Origin of the sequence: Achromobacter insolitus (assembly GCF_002209555.1) — a bacterium.
Lineage (GTDB): Bacteria > Pseudomonadota > Gammaproteobacteria > Burkholderiales > Burkholderiaceae_B > Achromobacter > Achromobacter insolitus.
Genome location: NZ_NJIF01000005.1, coordinates 1 through 19,184 on the forward strand (window position 1 = coordinate 1; position 19,184 = coordinate 19,184).

15 protein-coding genes are annotated in these 19,184 nt (G+C 65.3%); 4 read left to right on the forward strand and 11 right to left on the reverse strand.

The window, feature by feature from the left end; all coding sequences use genetic code 11:
• The 8 genes from CEY08_RS17800 to CEY08_RS17835 form a co-directional block, all read right to left on the reverse strand.
• Positions 1-4,372 (reverse strand): two-partner secretion domain-containing protein (locus CEY08_RS17800; RefSeq protein WP_141099895.1); only part of this gene is annotated, 4,372 nt, incomplete at its 3' end.
• 359 nt (positions 4,373-4,731) lie between these two features.
• Positions 4,732-5,958: a PepSY-associated TM helix domain-containing protein gene (locus CEY08_RS17805; protein ID WP_197723199.1), complete on the reverse strand. Its 1,227-nt coding sequence runs from the start codon at positions 5,956-5,958 to the stop codon at positions 4,732-4,734.
• Positions 5,958-8,483 (reverse strand): TonB-dependent siderophore receptor, encoded by a 2,526-nt coding sequence (locus CEY08_RS17810; protein ID WP_076814106.1) that lies wholly within the window; start codon positions 8,481-8,483, stop codon positions 5,958-5,960. Before CEY08_RS17810 ends, CEY08_RS17805 begins: the two co-directional genes overlap by 1 nt.
• Positions 8,484-8,589: 106 nt before the next feature.
• Positions 8,590-9,603 (reverse strand): FecR domain-containing protein, encoded by a 1,014-nt coding sequence (locus tag CEY08_RS17815; RefSeq protein ID WP_076814107.1) that lies wholly within the window; start codon positions 9,601-9,603, stop codon positions 8,590-8,592.
• Positions 9,604-9,607: 4 nt separating this feature from the next.
• Positions 9,608-10,120 (reverse strand): sigma-70 family RNA polymerase sigma factor, encoded by a 513-nt coding sequence (locus CEY08_RS17820; protein ID WP_042793959.1) that lies wholly within the window; start codon positions 10,118-10,120, stop codon positions 9,608-9,610.
• Between the two features lie 151 nt (positions 10,121-10,271).
• Positions 10,272-11,138 carry a prephenate dehydratase gene (locus CEY08_RS17825; RefSeq protein WP_076814116.1) on the reverse strand — a complete coding sequence of 289 codons (867 nt, stop codon included), beginning with the start codon at positions 11,136-11,138 and terminating at the stop codon, positions 10,272-10,274.
• 82 nt (positions 11,139-11,220) lie between these two features.
• A complete protein-coding gene (locus CEY08_RS17830; RefSeq protein ID WP_076814124.1) occupies positions 11,221-11,628 on the reverse strand; it encodes a DUF2000 domain-containing protein in 408 nt (135 codons plus the stop codon).
• Positions 11,629-11,764: 136 nt separating this feature from the next.
• Positions 11,765-12,148 (reverse strand): tautomerase family protein, encoded by a 384-nt coding sequence (locus CEY08_RS17835; RefSeq protein ID WP_063960843.1) that lies wholly within the window; start codon positions 12,146-12,148, stop codon positions 11,765-11,767.
• Between the two features lie 155 nt (positions 12,149-12,303).
• Between CEY08_RS17835 and CEY08_RS17840 the strand changes: the two genes are divergently transcribed.
• From CEY08_RS17840 to CEY08_RS17850, 3 genes are all read left to right on the forward strand, one after another.
• Positions 12,304-12,762, forward strand: a complete 459-nt coding sequence (locus CEY08_RS17840; protein WP_076814126.1) for a MaoC family dehydratase — start codon at positions 12,304-12,306, stop codon at positions 12,760-12,762.
• A 5-nt stretch (positions 12,763-12,767) separates the two neighbouring features.
• Positions 12,768-13,364, forward strand: coding sequence for a TetR/AcrR family transcriptional regulator (locus CEY08_RS17845; protein WP_076814128.1), 597 nt, complete (start codon positions 12,768-12,770; stop codon positions 13,362-13,364).
• A 131-nt stretch (positions 13,365-13,495) separates the two neighbouring features.
• Complete coding sequence (locus CEY08_RS17850) at positions 13,496-13,825, forward strand: YciI family protein (RefSeq protein ID WP_076814131.1); 330 nt, start codon at positions 13,496-13,498, stop codon at positions 13,823-13,825.
• A gap of 81 nt (positions 13,826-13,906) precedes the next feature.
• On the opposite strand, the gene CEY08_RS17855 is transcribed toward CEY08_RS17850, so the two are convergent.
• The 3 genes from CEY08_RS17855 to CEY08_RS17865 form a co-directional block, all read right to left on the reverse strand.
• The gene (locus CEY08_RS17855) at positions 13,907-14,707 is read right to left on the reverse strand and encodes a hypothetical protein (protein ID WP_076814133.1); all 801 of its coding nucleotides are present in this window, start codon (positions 14,705-14,707) and stop codon (positions 13,907-13,909) included.
• A 96-nt stretch (positions 14,708-14,803) separates the two neighbouring features.
• Positions 14,804-15,772 (reverse strand): Bug family tripartite tricarboxylate transporter substrate binding protein, encoded by a 969-nt coding sequence (locus CEY08_RS17860; RefSeq protein ID WP_063642509.1) that lies wholly within the window; start codon positions 15,770-15,772, stop codon positions 14,804-14,806.
• Between the two features lie 113 nt (positions 15,773-15,885).
• Complete coding sequence (locus CEY08_RS17865; protein ID WP_042793965.1) at positions 15,886-16,812, reverse strand: LysR family transcriptional regulator; 927 nt, start codon at positions 16,810-16,812, stop codon at positions 15,886-15,888.
• A 92-nt stretch (positions 16,813-16,904) separates the two neighbouring features.
• On the opposite strand from CEY08_RS17865, the gene CEY08_RS17870 reads away from it, so the two are divergent.
• Entirely contained in the window at positions 16,905-19,172 is a 2,268-nt protein-coding gene (locus CEY08_RS17870; RefSeq protein ID WP_076814135.1) for a DUF3604 domain-containing protein, read from the forward strand.
• The last annotated feature ends 12 nt before the right edge of the window (positions 19,173-19,184 follow it).

Here is a 19,184-nt window from a genome sequence, read left to right on the forward strand (position 1 = left end):
CCACCCCCAGGTCCAGGTCGGCACGCGAGGCGATGACCGCCCCGCCGCTGCCTCCCCCATCCGCGCCGTTGACCAGCGCGCCCGCCTGGATCGACACGGCATCGCCGTAGATGCGGCCGATATTGTCGACGTGGCCTGCGGTGATTCGGGTCGAGCCGCCGTCGATGAGGCCGGCGTTGGTCAGGCCCTGCGCCACCGCGATGGTGTTCACGCCTCTGGCCAGCAAGGCGCCCGATGCCTGGTTGTTCAGCGAATCCGCCGTAATGCTCAAGTCGCGGCCGGCACGGACGCGGGTGCGGTTATCCAGGGCCCCGCCGATCACGAGGCTCAGGTCTCGGCCACTGGAGATATCCCCGTCCTGGTCCAGGGATCCCGCGTGTTGCAACCCCAGGTCGCCCGCGGATTGCAGCGATCCGACTCCTTGCAGCGCTTGCACGATGACAGTCAGGGTCCGGTTCGCGTGCAGCTGGCCGCGAGAGTTCCTGAGCGTGTCGGCGACGATGCGCGAATCGCCCAGGGAGGCGATCTGGCCGCCGGTGTTGTCCAAGTGGGAGGAGGTCAGGCTCAGGGCTTCAACGGCCCGGATATCCCCCGACCGGTTGTCGATGCGGTCCGCCATGAGGGAGGCCACCTTGCCGAGCACGCCTGTCGGCGGCCTGGCGGCGTCCGGGATGCTGCGGTTGCCAAGACCGGCGGCGCCTGGGCCGCGGTTGTCGAGGCTGGCCGCGTTCAGGGCCAGCGTGTTGTCGGCCTGGATCAGGCCGCCGCGGTTGTCCAGCGCGCCGGTGGCGGTGATGGCAAGGTCATGGGCGGCGAGCGTGCCCTCGCGGTTGACGAGACGCGCCGCCTCGATGCGCGCATTGCCGGCGGCGGCGATCACTCCGCCGGAGGTGTCCAGCTCGTCATCGACCTTGATCGCGGCGCCGGCCATTGTGGTCAGTTTGCCGCGCTGGTTGAAAAGATTGGCGGCAGCGATGTCCAAAGCGCCGCCCTGAACGACCGCATCACGGCTGTCCACGTCGCCCGGCGTCGACAGGGCGACCTTCCCTATCGCGGACAGCTTGCCGTCCGCCAGATTCAATCCACCCGCAGACAGGCTCAGATCCGTGCCGGCAAGGCTGGTGCCGCCATGAACAATGGCGTCCGCAGTCAGCGTGATGCTGCCCGGCTGGTTGAGCGCGCCATCGGCGCCCACCCCGGCCACGAAACGGCCCGCGTTGGAAAGTGAGCCTGAGGCGGTGGCGATCAGGTCACCGCCTGCCAGCACCGAGCCGGCGTTGTCCAGCGCGGATCCGGCCCGCACCTTGGCCTGCGTGTCCGCCGAAGCAACGCCCGCGTTAAGCAGCGCGCCGCCCGCGCTCAGATCCAGCGCCGCGCCGGCCTGCAGGCGGCTGTCCGCCGTGACGGCGAGCTTGTCCGCGGCGCTGACGACAAGGTTGCCAGCCTGCGTGGCGATGATGCCGCCCAGCGTGGCGTCCGTGCCGGCCCGCAAGGTCATGCCTTGTTCCGCGGCAGCCGAGCCGAGCGCGGTCAACGCGCCTGCCGCTTGCGCCGTCAACGTGGCTGCCGCCTGCAGGTGCGAGGCCGCGCCCAGCGCCAGGTCGCCGCGCCGGGCATGCAATGACAGATCGCCCTGCAAGGCGGCCACCGTGCCGTCAACCGTGAGGCTATCGCCCGCAGCCAGCGATTGCGAGCCGCCCGCCAGCAGGCGTCCGGTCGCCTGCAGCGCGCCTTGCGCGCTGGCGGTCAGCTTGCCGCCGGCCTGCGCCGCCCCACTCGGCCCGACTGTCACGTCGCGGCCCGTCAGCGTCAGATTGGCGTGGGTGGCGGCGAAGCCGTCCACCCACGCGCGACGTGCAGCGTCCATGCGCAACTCGTCAACCGAGCTCAAGGCGCCAATCACGCTTAAATCGCGCTTGGCACGGGCAGTCAGCGTGCCAGCGGCCTGGACCTGCCCGCCCTGCTTCACGACGAGATCGCCTTTGGCGTTGAGGGTCGCATTGCCCGCCGCGCGTTCGCCCAGCGCCGCCACGACGCCGCCCAGCAGGATGTCTCCCCTTGCGGCAAGCGCCAGGCCACCGCCCGCGGCAATGACGCCATCGGATTCCAGGTCTGCGCCTGCGCGGGCATTCAGGCTGTCCGAGGCCTGCAACCTGCCCGCCGCGCCGACTCGCAGGTTCGCGCCGGCGTCGGCCGTCAGATCGCCTTCCAGCGCCGTGGCGATGCCGTCAAGGCGAATGTCGCGCTGCGCGCCCAGGACGATGGGCGAGCCGGCGGTTGCCGTGCCGGTGATGAATAGGTCGCGGCCCGCCTGGGCCTGCAAGATGCCGCCCGCCGTGCGGGCAGCCTGGAGAGCTCCGCCCACAGTGCGGGCACCAACCCCGGCACCCGCGGCGGTGCCTGCGGTACCTGCGATGCCTGCGATGCGCAGGTCCTGGCCCGCGCCCAGCTGCAGCCGCGAGCTGCCTTGCGCGAGCCCCGCTTCGCCTATGGTCAGGTTCCCTGCCGCGTCCGCGCGCAGGGTGCCGTTGGCGACCGCCTTGCCGTTGGCGTGGAGATTGCGCCGCGCGCGCAGGTCCGCGTCGGCCATGGAGGCGAGGACGCCATCCAGAACCAGATCGCGCCCGGCGTCAGTGCGCACGCCCCGGCCTTGCAGTTGGCCACCCGCGCCCAGGCGCAGGTCACCCCCGCTTTTAAGGTCCAGGGGACCGACATGGGCCAGCGCGCTGCCGTCCAGGCGCAAGCCGCGCGCCGCCTCGATGCGCACCGCGCCATCGGCCACGGCCGCACCGGCCAGCGCCACGTCCTCGCCGGCGCGTACCGTCAGGCCACCGCCGGCCCGCAACTGCGTGCCGGCGTCGGAGACGGCGTCCGCGCCAGCCAGCATCTGCACCGTGCCCGAGGCGTATACCTGACGCGACAAGCGCAAGTCGCGCCCCGCCAGCAGCGTGATGCCGTCCTTGGCGGACACCACGCCCCCCGCCACGGAAGCACCGCCGTCTTGATCGCCAGGAGCCGCCGGCTCGGGGGGCTTGCCGGATTCCCCGCCGGCATGGGTGCTGGAGCCGGTGCCCGAGCTCGCGCCCGAGGTCGTGCCCGAACCCGAACGCGAACCCGACCCCGAACCCGCATCCTCGCCGGCTCCTCCACCCGCGATTGCCCCCTGGCCGATAGGCGGCACTGCCGCGCCGCCCGCCACCATCAGGTTGCGCCCAGATTGCACGCGCACGTTTTGATCCGAAGTCAGCAGGTCCGACGACAAGGCGAGATCCTTGCCGGCCGCCACGCGCAAGGCGCCTCGCGTGCGCAAGCTGCCCTGCGCCCCGACCGACGCGTCGCCACCGGCCTCCATGCTCAAGGACGCGCCCGCGCCGACAGCGCCTTGAACGGAGACGTCGCGCGCGGCAGCGAGCGCGACGGCCCCGCCCGCCTGCGCCGTGCCTTGCACGGTCAGGTCGCGGCCGCTATCCAGGCGCAGATTGCCGGCCGCCTGCGTGGCGCCGCGCGGCGCGATGCGCACGTCGCCCGCGGCAGTGAGCTGCAGGTCGCCCGTCAGCGCCACCAGATTGCCGCCGATGTTCACGCCCACCCCGGCCTCGGTGCCGATCAGGCGCACGCTGTTGGCGTACATGCCGCCCAGCGCCGCGGTGTCCAGGGCGAGCTCGGGCGCCGCGCCTTGCCCAGCCTGGGCTGAGACGGACCCCGATGCGTAGTCGACCCGCGCCGCGCCCGCGCTTATGTTGAGCCGGTCTGCCCAGACGTCCGCATTGATTTGCAGCGTGCGCGCCAAGAGGTCTACCTGGCTGAGATTGGCGCCGTTCAAGCCCGCGCCGTCGACGTGGATCTCGCCCGCCGCGATATCGAAGCCGATGCCGCCTTCGGCCCCCACCCGGGGCTTGCCCGTGGTCAGCGTGGCACGGTCCGCGTTCAAGAAGCCGCAGCCGTTGCACGTGATGCCCGCGGGGTTGGCGACGATCACGTTGGCGCGGTTGCCGGCCACTTCCAGCGTGCCCAACAGCTGCGAAGGATTGGGCGCGGTGACCTGGTTGAGGATGGTCCGGGCGCGCTGGTTGCCCAGCATGGGGTTGCCGCCCACCTGGCCGGCCAGCTGCGTCTGGCTGGGCCCGCCGCTGTTGTTGAGCACCGCGCCGGACGGGCCGACGTTGAATTGCGTGTAGCGGTTATTGGAAACACCGCCCGCGGAAGGCGGCGCAATATTGATGACGGGCACGCCGTTGCTGACGCCCACCGAAGGCTTTGCGCCAGGCACGCTCCTGTCCACCGAAATCGGCAGGGTCTGCGCAAGCACAGGCGAGCAGACTTGCGTGAAGACGACGGACCAGATGATCAGGGAGCGAAACTTGGACATCATGCGTAGTGGGGGGAAATGCAGGCGCGCGGCGGCGGCATCAGGGTTCGAACAACGGACCTCCTGTTGTATGTGAGCCCCCGAAAAGGGGAAATAGGAGGAGTCCGATAAAGGCTTGCGCCCTACCGCATTGCGGGTCGCACCCTGGGGATCGGAAAGATAGGTCGACCATCTCGTTGCTTAGGCTCGGGGCAGTCGTTTGTACCGAGCGGGCTATGGCCTTGACCGGAATCTCAGTTCTTGGGCTCTTGCAATCATCATTGGGCTCCACCGAACTCCTTGGAAGACGGCAATGAATTCGTGGGGAAACCTCAGACCCATTTCCCGCAGATCACGTGCGGGATGCGCATGAGCTCGCGGCGTTATTGCCAACGCGCGTTGAACGTTCCCCGCAGCTGGTTCACCCTTCGCGCCCGGCGCTTGCGCACCCAAATCACCAGACCGGTCACGCTCAGTGCCGCGACGGCTAGTCCCATCAGCGACATCAATACTCGCCCCGGCGTGCCCAGCAGCCGGCCGGAGTGCAAGGGCAATTGCGCCTGCATGAAGACGTCGCCCCAGGTGCCCTCCCCCGGCACCTTTACGCCGAGAATCGCACCCGTGCCCCCATCCAGGTGGAGGACCTCGTTGCCCAAGCCATTGTCGTCCCGGTCATTGTCCGGCGTGAAGAACGTCACGCCGTAGATGCCGAAGCGCTGCGCATAGAAGATGGACCCAGGGGGAGCGGCCCAGCCACGCTGGCGGCCCTCGGCCTCGGCGATCGCGAGGATCTGTTCTCGGCTCAACAGCGGTTCGGCCAGTTCCCGCTCGCGACTGCCCTGACGCAACTGGAATGGCGAGGGCGTCAGGGGCGAGAATACCGACACCAGCGGCCGCATTATTTGCGTTCCCAGATTCAGCGACACCGAGGTCACAGCCAGCATCAGCAACAGACCCCATACCCACACGCCGCCGGAGCGATGGACATCGAAATTGAGCTTGGCGCCGCCCTGGCGCAGCCGGAAGCTCAACGACTTGCGCCAGGTTTTCGCGCTGGGAAACGAGATACACAGCGCCAGGAAGCAATCGACGATCCAGACCGCCGACACCACGCCCATCAGCCAAACGCCAAAGTCGATACCCCAGCCTTTGGGAATATGCATGGTGTAGTGCAACTTGTAGAGAAAAGGCAGCAGGTTTTCGCGCGACAGCGATATCTGGCCCCATTGCCGCCGTCCCTGGGCGTGGCCCGTGGCCGGGTCCAGGGCCAGTTGGTTGAAGCCGAGGGCGTACGGCGCGCCTGTGACGGGATCGATGCGCGCGGCGACACCCAGCATCGCCGTATGGCCTGGCTCCAGCGCCAGCGGCAGGAAGCTGACCCGCAGGCGCGGATCATCCGCCTCGGCCCGACGCGCCAGCGCCAAAGGCGGCAGCGGGCTGTCCGTCGCACCGGAGGCGGCCTGGAACAGCCCGGGATTAACCCATTCGTCGATTTCGTGATCCCAGGCGATCACCGCGCCCGTCAACCCTGCGACGAACAGGAATCCAGCGATGAACAGGCCGCACCAGCGGTGCAGCACGACCAGCGCGCCACGCATGCCGCTGCCCATCAGAACTGGTAGCGCGCCGACAACATTGCGTTGCGTGGCTCGCCATACACGTTGCTCGGGAAGCTTACGCTGCCGGACAGCGCGTTGTAGTACTTCTTGTCAAATACGTTATTGATGTTGAGCTGCACGTCCAGCTTCGGTGTCGCCTGCCAGCCCACCACCAGATCGGTCACGGTGTAGGCGCCCTGGGTAATGCGGAACGGCACACCGCTAGTGGTGCCCTGGTTGTAGATGCGGTCCTGACGGTAGATCGAGCCTCCAATGCGCCAGCGGTGCAGATCGCCGGGCAGTCGGTACATGGTCGTCAGCTTGAACAGGTGTCGTGGCGTGTCGGTGTCGAAAAGCTCGCCCACATTGCTGGGGTTCGCATCCTTGCGATAGCGCGCGATGGCTACCGTGTGCCCCAAACCTACCTGCCAGTTGGGTGTAATGGCGCCCTGCAACTCAAACTCCACACCCTGGCTGCGCACCTCGCCGGCAGCCGAATAGCAGGCCACGGTCGGGTAGCCGGCGCATTGGGTCTGGTCGGTGCTGCGGAAGGCACGGTTCTTCTGGTCCATGCGGAACACCGCCGCCGAAGCATTCAGCGCACCGCCAAAGTACTCGCCCTTGATACCGATTTCGTAGTTGTTGCCCACCACCGGATCCAGCAGATTGTTGCTGGCGTCCAGGTAGTTCTGGGGCTTGAAGATATCGGTGTAACTGGCGTAGAGGGAGTGCTGATCGTTCAGATCGAAGACCAGGCCGGCATACTTGGTCAGTTGGTTGTTGACGCTGTAGCGGTTATGCGCGCTGACGGATGGCGTGTTGGAGGCGAAGTTCGGATAGGTGTTGACGGTGTCGTCGTACCCGAACCAGTCCAGCCGCCCGCCCAGTATCAGCTTCAGCCGGTCGGCCAAATTCAGGCGCGTGGTGGCGTACACGCTTTGCTGGGAGATTTTGGCGTCCATCCAGTCCCGCAGCGGAATATTGGGTTTGGCAACGGCGCTCGGATCGAAGTTGTAGAGGTCAAGGTTGCTGTTGAGTACCAGGCCTTGACGGCTGTCCCCGTCGAAATCAACGTTGCGGTAGCTGGCACCCAGTACCAGCTCGTGCGTGCGGCCCAACAGATCGAAGGGCCCGTTGGCATACAGATCCACGCTGCTTTGCTTTTCTTTGTGGGCGTTGCGCGCACCCAGCTGGCTGTACTTGCCGGTGGCGATGCTGTAGCTGAGGTAATGGCCCAGCATGTCGACATCGGCCTGGGCATAGTAGGCCGAGAGGTGCATCCGCCAGCCATTGTCGAATCGGTGGTCCAGCCCCAGGAAGGCCGAGTTCGTGGTTTTGTTCCAATGCTCCCAGTCATTGGCGTAGGAGGTGGATCGGGGCAAGCCCAGATCGCTGCCATCGCGGCCTACCGGAAGACCGGTGAATCCATTGCCGTGCAGGCGGTTTTCCTGGTGCAGCGCGCTGAGCGTAAGCGTGGTGGAGGCATTCAGATCCTTCTCCAGAATCCCGTAGAAGGTCTGGCCGTCGCTGCTTTCGCCGCGCTTGTAGCTTCCGTAGTCCTGAGCGGCGACGACCGCGCGGCCGCGCAGACTGCCGTCCTCCGATAGCGGACCGGAGGCATCCAATTCAGCCCTATAGCGGTCCCAGCTTCCCGCGCTCACGCCGAGGGACACCTGCGGCGCCTCGGTCGGCCGTTTGCGCACCAGGTTAATGGCGGCCGACGGGTTGCCCGCGCCCTGCACCAGTCCGGTGGCGCCGCGCACGATCTCCACCCGGTCGTAAATGGCCATGTCGGTGGCCAGGAGGTCCTGCGACAGGTTGGAGCTGTCCAGGCCCACCGGCAGGCCGTCGTACATGATGTTGTCCACGTACATGCCGCGCGCATAGAAGGAAGCGCGCTCCGGCCCGAAGCGCCGGTAGGTCAGGCCGGGAGCGGCCTGCACCACGTCATTGACCGTCTTCAGGCCCTGATCCTGCATGCGCTGGCTGGTGATGACGGTGACCGACTGCGGCGTCTCGCGCATGGACAGGTTTAGCCGGGTGGCCGTGCTCATGCTGCCGGTGGTGTACGACTCTGTCCCCTCGGTCGTGCCATCGGCCGCCGTTGCGCCGACCACCGTGACCAGGGGCAGCGTGGTGGCGGACGCTTGCGGCGCCACGGTATTGTCGACACGCAACACGAAGGCGCCATTGTCCAGTTGCACGGCCTGAAGGCCGCTGCCGGCAAGCAATAGCGCCAGCGCGCCGCTGGCTGAATATCGTCCGCTCACGCCGGCCGTGTGTTTACCGTCGGTTTGCTCGGCAGTGAAGGTCAACAGGATGTTGGCCGTGCTGGCCAGCTGACGCAACGCCGGAGCCAGCGGCCCGGGGGCAATCCTGAAGTCGGACGCGGCGGAGCCGGCAACGGCCGCGGCGCCCTGGGCACGCGCGGGAGCCGTGGCGCCAGCTGCCAGGGCGAGGGTCAGCGCCAGGACAGCAAACGCAATAGGAGATGGATGGGGCCGCCCCGAATCTTGGGCGCGGTGCAGGTTCGGCATGTTCTTCCTCTTGATTGGACCTCCAGAAATTCCGGTCCCTCGTAAGGTAGGTGCCGCGAGAATGCCGATCGGGCAGTCGATGCGAGAAATATTTTTTCCCGTGGCTTCAACCCGCCGGCCCCACCGTCGCCCAGAAGCGGGTGCGCCACTGCACGCGTACCGGCAGCACGCTGGGCAGCGTGCCCAGGATGTGATCCGTGTCGGCCAGGGGGAATACACCCGAAAGGCGCAGGTCCGCGACCTGCGGATCCACGCGCAGTACGCCCGGCCGGTAGCGCCCCAGTTCGGCCAGGAAGTCGCCCAGCCTCTGCTCGTCGGCCACCAACTGGCCTCGTGTCCAGGCATCCGTGTGCTCATCGACCGAGCGAGGCGCGTCGACCGCGTTGCGGCTGAACAGGGTCTGCTCGCCGGCATGCAGCAGTCGCGCACTGGCACGCCCGGCCCAGGGAGAAATTTCGACAGCGCTCTCCAGAACCGCCACGCCGGTCCTACCGGCGCGCTGCCTCACGGTGAACCGGGTGCCCAGCGAGCGGATGCTGCCTTCTGCCGTCGTCACCAGCAGCGGCCGTGGATCGGCCGGCCTCGGCTCATGGCGAGTGGCGATCATGATCTCGCCCGCCACCAGCAGGATGCAGCGCTGGCTTGCATCGAAACGCAGATTCACCGCACTGTCCGTGTTGAGCGTCAACCGGGTGCCGTCCGACAGGGTGAAGTTGCGTTGCTCGCCAGTGCTGCTGCGATAGTCGGCCATAGTGGCCTGCCAGGTGCCGGTGCGAGAAACCAAGAGCCCTGCCCCGGTGGCCAGGCCGCCCCACAGCAGCATACGGGTAGCCCGCCGGCGGGCGGCGGAGGCCGGCTGAGCGCTCGTGGCGGCGGACGACAGCGCGGCATAGGCCGAAGCGCCTTCCAGGGATTTCATCCGGCCCGTGACGGCCTCGACATGCTGCCACGCAGCCTCGTGGTCGACATGCGCCTGGCGCCATTGGCGCCATAGGCGTTGCTGCTCGTCGCCAGCCTCTCCGGACATCAGCAGGGTGAGCCAGTCCGCGGCAGCATCCGCGGTGGCCCGGCTGATGACCCGGCCGCTGGGCAGGGTCAGCGTATCTCCATGGGAGGCCATGACGTCAGACAGCCAGCGCGAACATGCATTCGCGGTTGGCCCGGGTCAGATATTGCTTCACCGAACTGGTCGAGGTCCCCAGGCGCTCGGCAATCTCGCTGTAGCTCAATTCAACCAGGTGCGCCAACAGAAAGGCCTCTCGCACCTTGAAAGGCAGGCCATCGAGCACGCGGTCGATCTGCTGCAGGCTCTCGACAGCCATCAGCCGCGCCTCCGGCGATGGGGCTACTTCCTCTGGCAAGCACGCCAGAGCTTCGAGGTAAGCGGTTTCGAGCAATTGCCGCCGGTGCCGGTGAGCGAGGAGCCGACCGGCAATCGTTGCCAGGAAGGGGCGCGGCTTCCGGATATCGACGGCAGCGGTCTTGCGGTCCAGCAAACTTAGAAAAGTGTCTTGCGTCAGGTCGGCTGCCGCGAACGTGTCGCCCAGCCGCCTGCGCAGCCAGCCTTGTAGCCATGAGCTGTGCTCGACATACAGCCCGGCCAAATCATCGGTAACAGGGGGATCCTGGGCTGGCATGAGGACAGGACAGTGGAAGGTTGAATGCAATGAGAATTGATCTCATTATACATATTCGAATTCTCGCCTGATCCTGCCCGGGCAAATGGTTGTGCCCACGACAAAAGGATGCCGCATGCGATGGGGGCTCCGTCTCTGAAGCGGCGATCGTTTATTTCCTGGGATAAGACCCCAGCACCCGGAACTCCCCATTCTTCGCCAAGAACTCCGCCAGCTTCCCTTCTTTGGCATGCCCGGCAACCTCGATCAAGTAGCGATGCGTGTCCAGGGTTTTCTTGCTGGGGCGTTCGTAGAGGGTCAGGACTTGCACACCGGAAGCAGTCAGCGCCGCAAGCGTAGCGCCAAACTTATCGTCGGAGGTATTCAGCAGCAGCGAGGTTTTATCGTTCCCGCTGGGCGCGGGCATGTCGCGGCCCAGGACCCACCAGCGGGTGACGTTATGGGGACCTTCTTCGATGCCGTCCACCAGCGACACCAGGGAGTACACGCTGGCGCCGACTTTGGGGCCGAAGGAAGCTTTGTCCAGGCTCGGGCTGTTGGCGACGGTTTGGGCCGCGGCGCCGCCGCTGGCGGCATCGGTGCGGCGGACATTGGGCATTTCGCGGTCCACCCAGGGTTTGACTTCTTCGAAGGCCACGGGGTGGGCGTAGACTTCCTTGATGTCTTCGCGCTTGGCGCCGGGCCTGGCCAGCAGGCTGTAGCCGAGCATTTTGGGATATTCAGCGACGATGGTGACGTTGGGCAGGTCGAGGACGGCGTCCAGGTACGGCGTCACGCCGACCACGGAAGTGGTGACCGGAACGCAGGCGCGTTCGACTTTGCCATCGGTGTAGCTCTTGAAGAGTTCGTCGCGAGTCAGCGGCACCAGGTCTTTGTCGCCAAAGAGGTCGAGGCAGGCCTGGTGGGTCCAGGAGCCGGCGGGACCCAGGTAGGCGATGGACCCCGCGGCGGCAGCGGGGCTGGCGGAAAGGTTGAGGGTCAGCAAGCCTAAGACAGTGAGCGATGTGAGGGCTTTCATGTTCCATTCCGGAAGGTCGCGGGAAGTCCGAGAGACATGATACCGAGAACGCCAGGAACCAAGGCTCCCGTCCCGAACCCTTTCAGGGATGCAGTTTGAGTCCTTTTACGGTCTTGTCGACCGCCTTTTTCGGCCCGCGCACCGCGATGCCCACCCAGTTCATATGGTCGACGTCCTCCGCCCGGAATACGTTCCGGTTTGCTTCTTCATGGCCGGTGGCGAACATGGCATGGATAAAGGGAACGATGGTGATCCGGCGATCCAGGGCGGTGCGATGCGCGGCCTGAATGCCGGGCAAGTCCGCTTCGAAAACCAGTATGGGTTGCACCGACATGCTGGCGTAGGACCGGCCCGCCGCGTCTATATAGGGCGCGCCCAGCATCTCGGGCGCGGCGGACGCCAGGCCGGTGGAAAGAAAGGCGACCACATTCAGGCGTTGCCAGGCTGCCAGATCATTACGGACGATGATTGCCACTTTGGTATCAAACACGACGAGACTCCGCGTCAAGGAAAACGTCTATCGTCGCGCGCCGCCGCGCGGCGGTATAGCACGTTTGAGCGCGTTCCAGTCCAGCTGGGGCGGCGCGGGGCGCGGCCCATGCGCAATACCACGGGCTCGATGCGGGTCAATCGGCGTACTGGGCGTCTCCGTTGCCGAAGGACCAGTTTTCCTTCTTGACCTCGACAAGGCTGATGAAGACGTCCTCTTTCCGGGTCGCGAGCTCCGTATGGAGCCCCTCGACTATGGCTTTATAGAGCCGCTTTTTCTGGTCCAGCGTGCGCCCCTCGTTAAGCGTTATCTGGATGTAAACCAACCCGTCGGTACGCGCGATCCCGAAGTAGGCGGGATCGTAGATGAAGTGACCGGCATCATGCTCGTTCAGGATCTGGAAGTTGTCCTTGTCGGGAACGTTCATGGTTGCCTTCAACGAGCGGTAGACGACCTCGCCGATTTTCTTTGCGAACAGCGGGTCATCATTCTTCCGGATATCGATGCGAACGAAAGGCATGTCGGCGCTCCTTGCGCGTGAGGGGGAAATGACCGCCTTGCCTGCCCACAGGCCATGACCGGCGGTTTGCGTGCAATTTAGATTACACTAATAATCTATTTAGAAGAAGCAGCACGCAAGACCCACGCTTCTCCCTTCTTGAAAGGACGCGGCAAATGACACCCCCCGGAATCCCCAACAAGCTGTTCCTCGACGATCTCGCGGTCGGCGACACATTCACCAGCGCAACGCATCGGCTGGACGCGGATCAAGTCCGCCGTTTTGCCGCTGAGTTCGATCCCCAGCCCTTTCATCTGGATGAAGCGGCAGCCCAGGCCTCCCTATTCCAGGGGCTGGCCGCCAGCGGCTGGCACACCGTGGCCATCACGATGCGCTTGTTGGTCGATAGCTTGCCGCTGGCCGATGGCGTGATCGGCGCGGGCGCCGAGATCAGTTGGGCACGGCCTACCCGGCCGGGTGACACGCTCAGCGTCAAAAGCACGATCTTGAACATCACGCCGTCCCGCAGCAAGCCCGATCGCGGCATTGTCCTGGTCGAGAGCATTACCTCGAACCAGGATGGCGAGGAAGTGCAGAAGCTGACCAGCAAGATCGTCAGCTTCCGAAGGAAGTAGGCATCATGGGCCGCTCATCCCTGGAAAAAGCGGGCGAAAATCGCCAACGCATTTTGGATGCCGCCGCGCGTCTGTTCCGCACGCACGGCATCGACGGGGTATCGATTGCCGATGTGATGCGTGATTGCGGCTTGACGGTGGGAGGCTTCTACAAGCACTTCGCGTCCAAGGATGATCTTGCGGCACAAGCGGTCTCGGCGGTGTTCGATCAGGCCACGGCCTCATGGCAAAAGGTGTTCCACGGGGCCGATGAACGCAAGCAAAGCCGGGTCGGCGCGTTGGTGCCGCAGTATCTGGGCAACCGGCGCGCGGAACGCTGCTGTCCCTTGCTGGCATTCGCGCCCCACGCGGCTCAGGATGCCGCCGACAGCGACGCAGCGCTGGCGTACTCGGCCGGCGCCGGAAAGCTATTCAAGCAATTCGTCGAGGATACGCGCGCCCAAGGCGGCGACGATGCCGAGGCCATGGTGTTGTTCGCGGCGATGGTGGGTTACCGCGTGCTGGAACAGGCCGCCGGCAAGACGGACTGGATGCGCGCGCTGGAAGCCGCAATCAACGGCAAGGCAGCGGCGTTCGATTCGGCCGCGCCGCCAGATCGGTAAACGTGTTCCAGACGTCAACGTCAAGGAGACGTTCCATGCCAAAATTCGTAATAACCGTTTAGCCTGACACCATTTTTATCGACCGAGCGTTGCAACCCCGTCGTAATCTCACCCACGCTAAGGAGACGTCCATGCCAAAATTCGTGACCATCGGATATGGCGATCAAGCGGGCTACGATCGTGCGCCCGCGGCTATCCGAAACGCAGCGCATGCACACGACGCAAAATTGCAGAAAAGCGGCGTGTTGATGGGCGTCGCAGGCAAGCCGGTACAAGTACGCAACCCTGAAGCCACTCGGGTCGAAACAACGCCCGGCCCGTTCATGAAATCGCCCTTGCCAGTGGCTGGCTTCGCCATCATCGAAGCCGTCGACATGGCCGAAGCTATAGCAATGGTGTCGCAAACGCCCTGCGCCGTCGCGCACGGCGTCGTTGAAGTGTGGCCGCTGGAACAGCCGTAGCGACACCTCTCATCCTCACCGCAGGTTTATGCTTTGCGAGACCAAGGGAATAACAGCCAGCACCTATCCCCTACGCCGCATTCACAAATGCCGATGACTGCAAACCATCGCCTGCCCGGTCAGCTCCGCGATCAGTCTGGCCAGCCCCCGGGCACTGCCGTCATCCAGCCATTCTGTCCGGATCATGCGAAACCCCATGGCCAGGCTGTATTGCCAATCCAGCTCCAGTATCCGGTAGTCCTGGCCATTTTCCGCGCAATGCCATTGCGCGGCCGGATCTTCGTAGGCCGCGCCGATGAAATCGACGTGCGAGTCGAACGGCGGCATCGACTCCAACAGTTCATCTGACCCCGGCAAGCTAGGCTCGGACAGATTCTCGCCTACCGCCACGTGGGGCTCGGGCCCGTCATAGGCCAGCAGCATCAACGGAAAATTCTTGGGGTCCGCGTCATAGGAAGCCCGCGTGTCGGCAGTCAGATAGGCTCGTGCCGCCGGCCCCAGGCAGTACTGCGGGCTGTTCCAGTCGCTGCTCTCGTTATCCGCATACCGGTCCGCCGGCGTAATGCCGTGCTCAGCCAGCAGCGCCAGGGCTTCTTCCATGGTGTCGTTATGGCGTACCGGCACATCCGCTGGCAAATGCCCCGCCCGCACATACATGGCGATCACGTCTCCCGTGGTGCGCAGGCCTTCCTGATATTGGTACGAACCTTCGTTGAGGCTGGCCAGGTCGAAGCTCAGGTTCAACAGGGCGCGATACGGAATGGCATCACCGCGCGGTTCCATTACGTATCCGCCTTCCAGCAGTTTGGCTTCCTGCGCCCGCCAATCAGGCGGCGGCAAATGCATGTCGCGGGGGCACAGAAACTGGTGGTGTTCGGACATAGGCGGGACTCACTCTGCTGAGGTGGTTGGGGCCGGCGAATTGTAAGCTGGGGCCCTTGGTCTTTGGCAGGCAGAGGAATCAGGCCGCGCGTACGCTCAATCCACCTTCGCCCCCGACCGCTGCACCAGCGGCACCCATTTAGCGATATCCGCCTTGATGAAAGCCGCCAACCCGCTGGGCGGTCCATCGTGGAAGATCTCGTACCCCAATGCCTGCAACCGCTGGCGCTGCTCGGCGCCGTCCATCACTTTGCGCGCCGCGGTGTTGAGTTTCGCCACGACGTCCGACGGCGTGCCGGCGGGGGCCATCAACCCCAGGTCGACGGTGATCACGTAGCCCGGCACGCCCTCTTCCATCATGGTGGGCACGTCGGGCAGCAAGGGGGATCGGGCTTCGCCGGTGACCGCCAGCGCGCGCAGCTTGCCTTCCTTGACGAGGCCGGACACGCTGGGCGTGTTGTAAAACGCGAAGGCGACCTCATGCGCCATGACGGCAGCCACCCCTTGCGGCGCGCCACGGTAGGGAATGTGCGAGGCCTGGGTCCCGGTAATCGACAGTAATAGTTCCGCGGACAGATGATGGGTGGTGCCGTTGCCGCCGGACGAGTACATCAATTTGCCCGGCTGGGCTTTCAAGGCAGCGACGAGTTCGCGCACCGAGCGGTATGGGCTGTCGGAAGGCACAACCAAGACATTGGAGCCGCCCGCCAGATAGGCGACCGGCACGAAGTCCTTGGTCGGATCGTAGGACAGCTTCGAGAACAGCCCCAGGTTGATGGCCCAGGTATTGTTGGAACCCAGCACCAGCGTATAACCGTCGGGTGGCGCCTTGGCCACATAGCTCATGGCGATCTGCCCGCCGCCGCCGGGCTTGTTCTCGACGACCACCGTCTGCCCCAGTTGCTGGCTCAAGCCAGGCTGGATGGAACGCGCCAGGATATCCGCCGTACTGCCCGCCGCCAGCGGCACCACCAGGGTGATGGGGCGATCCGGAAACGGCGCCGCGCCGGCCGGCGCCGCGATAAACGGCGCACAGGCCAAGAGAACCCCCAGTAGTGCTTTCATGATGCCTCCGCGGTGGCGCGAGCGATGGAAACCATGCGGGCTTGCATGATGCCAAGCAGCGTATCCGAGGAGGCAGCCCCGAAAAATATGCGGGCTGCTATAGCGTCATGCCATCATGGCATGGCGGCGTCGCGGCGCAGGCGCTGGGAAACCGAGCGGACCACGGCGACGAAGGCCTGGGCCGCGGGAGACAAAGGGTAGTTGGCCAGCCGCGCGATGGAGATGGGCCATTCCAGCGCCGGATTGCGCAACGCAATGCCCTTGATGCCGGCGGGCATCTGCCCCCGCGCGATCTGCGGCAGCATGGCCACGCCCATGCCGGCCTGTATCAGGCCGATGGCCGTGGACAGCAGGACGACGCGCTGTTCCACGCGCGGATAGATATTGGCGGCGATCAAGCGGCGGCTGATATTGAGCCACGCAGGCGCTTCCGGGTTCAGCTGGATACAGGGCAACTCGGCCAGCACCTTGGCGTCCACCTCGTCCAGCCTGGCCAAGGGATGATCCGTGCGCGCGAAGAGTGCCACGCCGCTGTCCGACAGCTGTTCCACCATGATGCGGGAGTCGTCGTCCGGCATGACGGCGCCCAGGCCGACGTCAGCCTCGTGCGAAAACAGCCGGGTGCGGATCTGCTGAACCATGCAGTCGACCACGATCAGGTCGAGCTGGGGATGGCGCTGGCGAAACTCCATCAGGATGTGCGGCAGCAAAGTGGCGGCGCTGACGTGGCCCACGGCGACCATGACCTTGCCCTGCTTCAGGTCGGAGTGCTCGCGGCATTCCTGGATCGAGCTGTCGATGGCCAGGATGGCGCGCCGGGCCGCGTCGACCATGGCTTGACCATCCCGCGTCAAGGAGACCTCGCGGCCACGCACGACCAGCGGCTGGCCGACTTCGGCTTCCAGGCGGCGGATCAAGTGGCTGACCGAGGGCTGGGACAGGCCCAGGCGTTCACCCGCGGCGGTGAAGCTGGCCGTTTCACCGATAGCGACTAGCGCCCGCAGTTGGCGCAGGGACACGGATTCGATCGGCTCAGCCATGTAGCGACGTCATGATGGAATAGTTTGCATACTATAGCTATATGGGTGCGCGCTCCCTAAGATGGGATTTCCCTAACCCGCACGGAACCGCAATGCCGCACTCTTCCTACGCCGCCGACCGCATGGGATCGGCCATCGTCGAACCTTCGGGCCGCTTCGAAGCGGGCAGCTTCGCGTCGTTCACCCTCACCTACACCGCGGGTTACTTTGGCATCGACGACACCGGGTCGATCAAGATCGTGCACCGCTTTGCCAGCGACATGGGCAAGCCACAGTTCGACCAGCCGGACGGCTGGAACTACACCACGGTCGAGGCCTCCAACGGCGCGGTTCTGCAGGTGGAATACGACGGCAAGCGCAACATTCGCCCCTGGGACAAGACGCTGTTCATCCGCGTGGTGCGCGGCTATCTGGAAGAAGGCGATCGCATCGTGGTGCGCTTCGGCGATACGCGGCAGGGCTCGCCCGGCATGCGGGTGCAGACGTTCAGCGAGCCGACTTTCGAATTCAAGGTGCTGGTGGACGCCTTCGCCACCTACAACTACACCGAGCTTGAACACTCGCCCACCATTGCGGTGGTGGCAGGGCCTGCGGTCACCTACAAGGCCATTCTGCCCAGCCAGGCCGTCGCGGGCGAGCCCTTCAGCCTGGGTTTCAAGGGCGAAGACAAATGGGGCAACCCCAGCGACCAGGTAGCGGGCGAGTTCATCCTGCGCAGCAGCCTGCCGCTGCGCGGCCTGCCCGAAACCTTCACGATGCGCGAGGGCGAGTTTGCTGCGAGGCTCGAAGGATTGGTGGCCGAAGCGCCCGGCGAGCTGCGTATCGAGGTGCTGCGCGATGGCTTGCCCGTGGCGCAAAGCACGCCCTGCCGCATCGTCAAGGCTGGCGGCGGTACACGCGGGCACTATTGGGCCGATCTGCACGGGCAGTCCGAGGAAACCATAGGCACCAATTCCGCCGAGGATTTGATTCTGTTCGCGCGCGACCGCGCCTTTCTTGACGTGATGAGCCACCAAGGCAATGACTTCCAGATCACCACGCCGTTCTGGGAACAGTTGAACAAGCTTACGGCGCAGTACAACCGGGATGGTTCGTTCATCATCTTCCCCGGCTATGAATGGTCGGGCAACACCGGCCTGGGCGGCGACCGCAACGTGCTGTATCTGAAGGAAGGCCGCCCCATCCATCGTTCTTCGCACGCCCTGATCGACGACCTGTCGGACTTGCCGCTGGATGCCAACGACGCCGACGCGCTGTTCGACGCGCTGAAGGACGAGGACGTGGTGGTGTTCGCGCACATCGGCGGCCGCTACGCCGACATTACCCGCTCGCACGACGCGCGGCTGGAACGCTCCATTGAGATCCACTCCGACTGGGGCACCTTCGAATGGCTGCTGGAGGACGCTTTCCGGCTGGGCTACCGCGTCGGCATCCTGGCCAATAGCGACGGACACAAGGGCCGGCATGGCGCCAGCCATCCTGGCGCATCCTTGTTCGGCGCATACGGCGGGCTGAGCTGTCTGATTGCCGAAAAACTCACTCGCGAATCCATTGCCGAGTGCCTGCGCCAGCGCCGCCACTACGCCACCACCGGATGCCGCGCTTATCTTGACGTGCAAGCGCATTTCGACCGGCCGGCGCAGCGCTATTCCGACGATCCCAAGCTAGGCGCCCCTGTCACGCACATGCCCGTCACGCAGGCCGATATGGGCGCCATCCTGTCGTACGACGGCGATTCGCTGGAATTGTCCTTCAAGGTACTGACCCATGGCGCCATCGAACGCGTGGAAGTCCGCAACCGCATGGACGTGGTGCAAACGCTGTACCCCTACGACGAGGCCGCGCTCGGCAGCCGCATCCGCATCGTCTGGGAAGGCTCCGAGTACCGTGGGCGCGGCCGCCAGACGGTTTGGGACGGCAGCGCGACCTTAGAAGGCAACGCCTTCGTCGACCCGCTGACGATCAATTTCTGGAACCTGGACAAGACCCTGGCGCAGCCTCGTCCCGACACGCTGAGCTGGCGCTCGTTGACTACCGGCGGTTTCAGCGGCATAGACGTGCGGCTACGCGATCCGCGCGCCGGAGTGCTGAAAATCGACACGCCGGTCGTGCGCACCGAACTCGCCGTCGACCGGATCGGGCTGGAGCCGGCTGTCGTCGAAAATGGCGGCATCCGCCGCCGGCTTCAGGTCTATCGCCTGCCGGACGCGAACCCGGTCCGGCGGATGCAGGCCCGCGTGCGCGTGCCGCTGCACACAGACTCCGACAATGCCGTGTATCTGCGCATCACAACCGAGGATGGCTTCTTCATCTATTCCAGCCCGATCTATGTGGAACGGACCGGGTCTGAGCCGAAGTAAGGCGGCCGGCCC

Bases quoted from the DNA above. Each gene is read 5' to 3' on its own strand.
- CEY08_RS17845 (WP_076814128.1), top strand. From the start codon at position 12,768: ATGGGCCGCTCATCCCTGGAAAAAGCGGGCGAAAATCGCCAACGCATT.
- CEY08_RS17820 (WP_042793959.1), bottom strand. From the start codon at position 10,120: ATGCCAGCCCAGGATCCCCCTGTTACCGATGATTTGGCCGGGCTGTAT.
- CEY08_RS17865 (WP_042793965.1), bottom strand. From the start codon at position 16,812: ATGGCTGAGCCGATCGAATCCGTGTCCCTGCGCCAACTGCGGGCGCTA.
- CEY08_RS17870 (WP_076814135.1), top strand. From the start codon at position 16,905: ATGCCGCACTCTTCCTACGCCGCCGACCGCATGGGATCGGCCATCGTC.
- CEY08_RS17840 (WP_076814126.1), top strand. From the start codon at position 12,304: ATGACACCCCCCGGAATCCCCAACAAGCTGTTCCTCGACGATCTCGCG.
- CEY08_RS17855 (WP_076814133.1), bottom strand. From the start codon at position 14,707: ATGTCCGAACACCACCAGTTTCTGTGCCCCCGCGACATGCATTTGCCG.
- CEY08_RS17810 (WP_076814106.1), bottom strand. From the start codon at position 8,483: ATGCCGAACCTGCACCGCGCCCAAGATTCGGGGCGGCCCCATCCATCT.
- CEY08_RS17835 (WP_063960843.1), bottom strand. From the start codon at position 12,148: ATGCCTTTCGTTCGCATCGATATCCGGAAGAATGATGACCCGCTGTTC.
- CEY08_RS17850 (WP_076814131.1), top strand. From the start codon at position 13,496: ATGCCAAAATTCGTGACCATCGGATATGGCGATCAAGCGGGCTACGAT.
- CEY08_RS17860 (WP_063642509.1), bottom strand. From the start codon at position 15,772: ATGAAAGCACTACTGGGGGTTCTCTTGGCCTGTGCGCCGTTTATCGCG.
- CEY08_RS17815 (WP_076814107.1), bottom strand. From the start codon at position 9,603: ATGGCCTCCCATGGAGATACGCTGACCCTGCCCAGCGGCCGGGTCATC.
- CEY08_RS17805 (WP_197723199.1), bottom strand. From the start codon at position 5,958: ATGGGCAGCGGCATGCGTGGCGCGCTGGTCGTGCTGCACCGCTGGTGC.
- CEY08_RS17825 (WP_076814116.1), bottom strand. From the start codon at position 11,138: ATGAAAGCCCTCACATCGCTCACTGTCTTAGGCTTGCTGACCCTCAAC.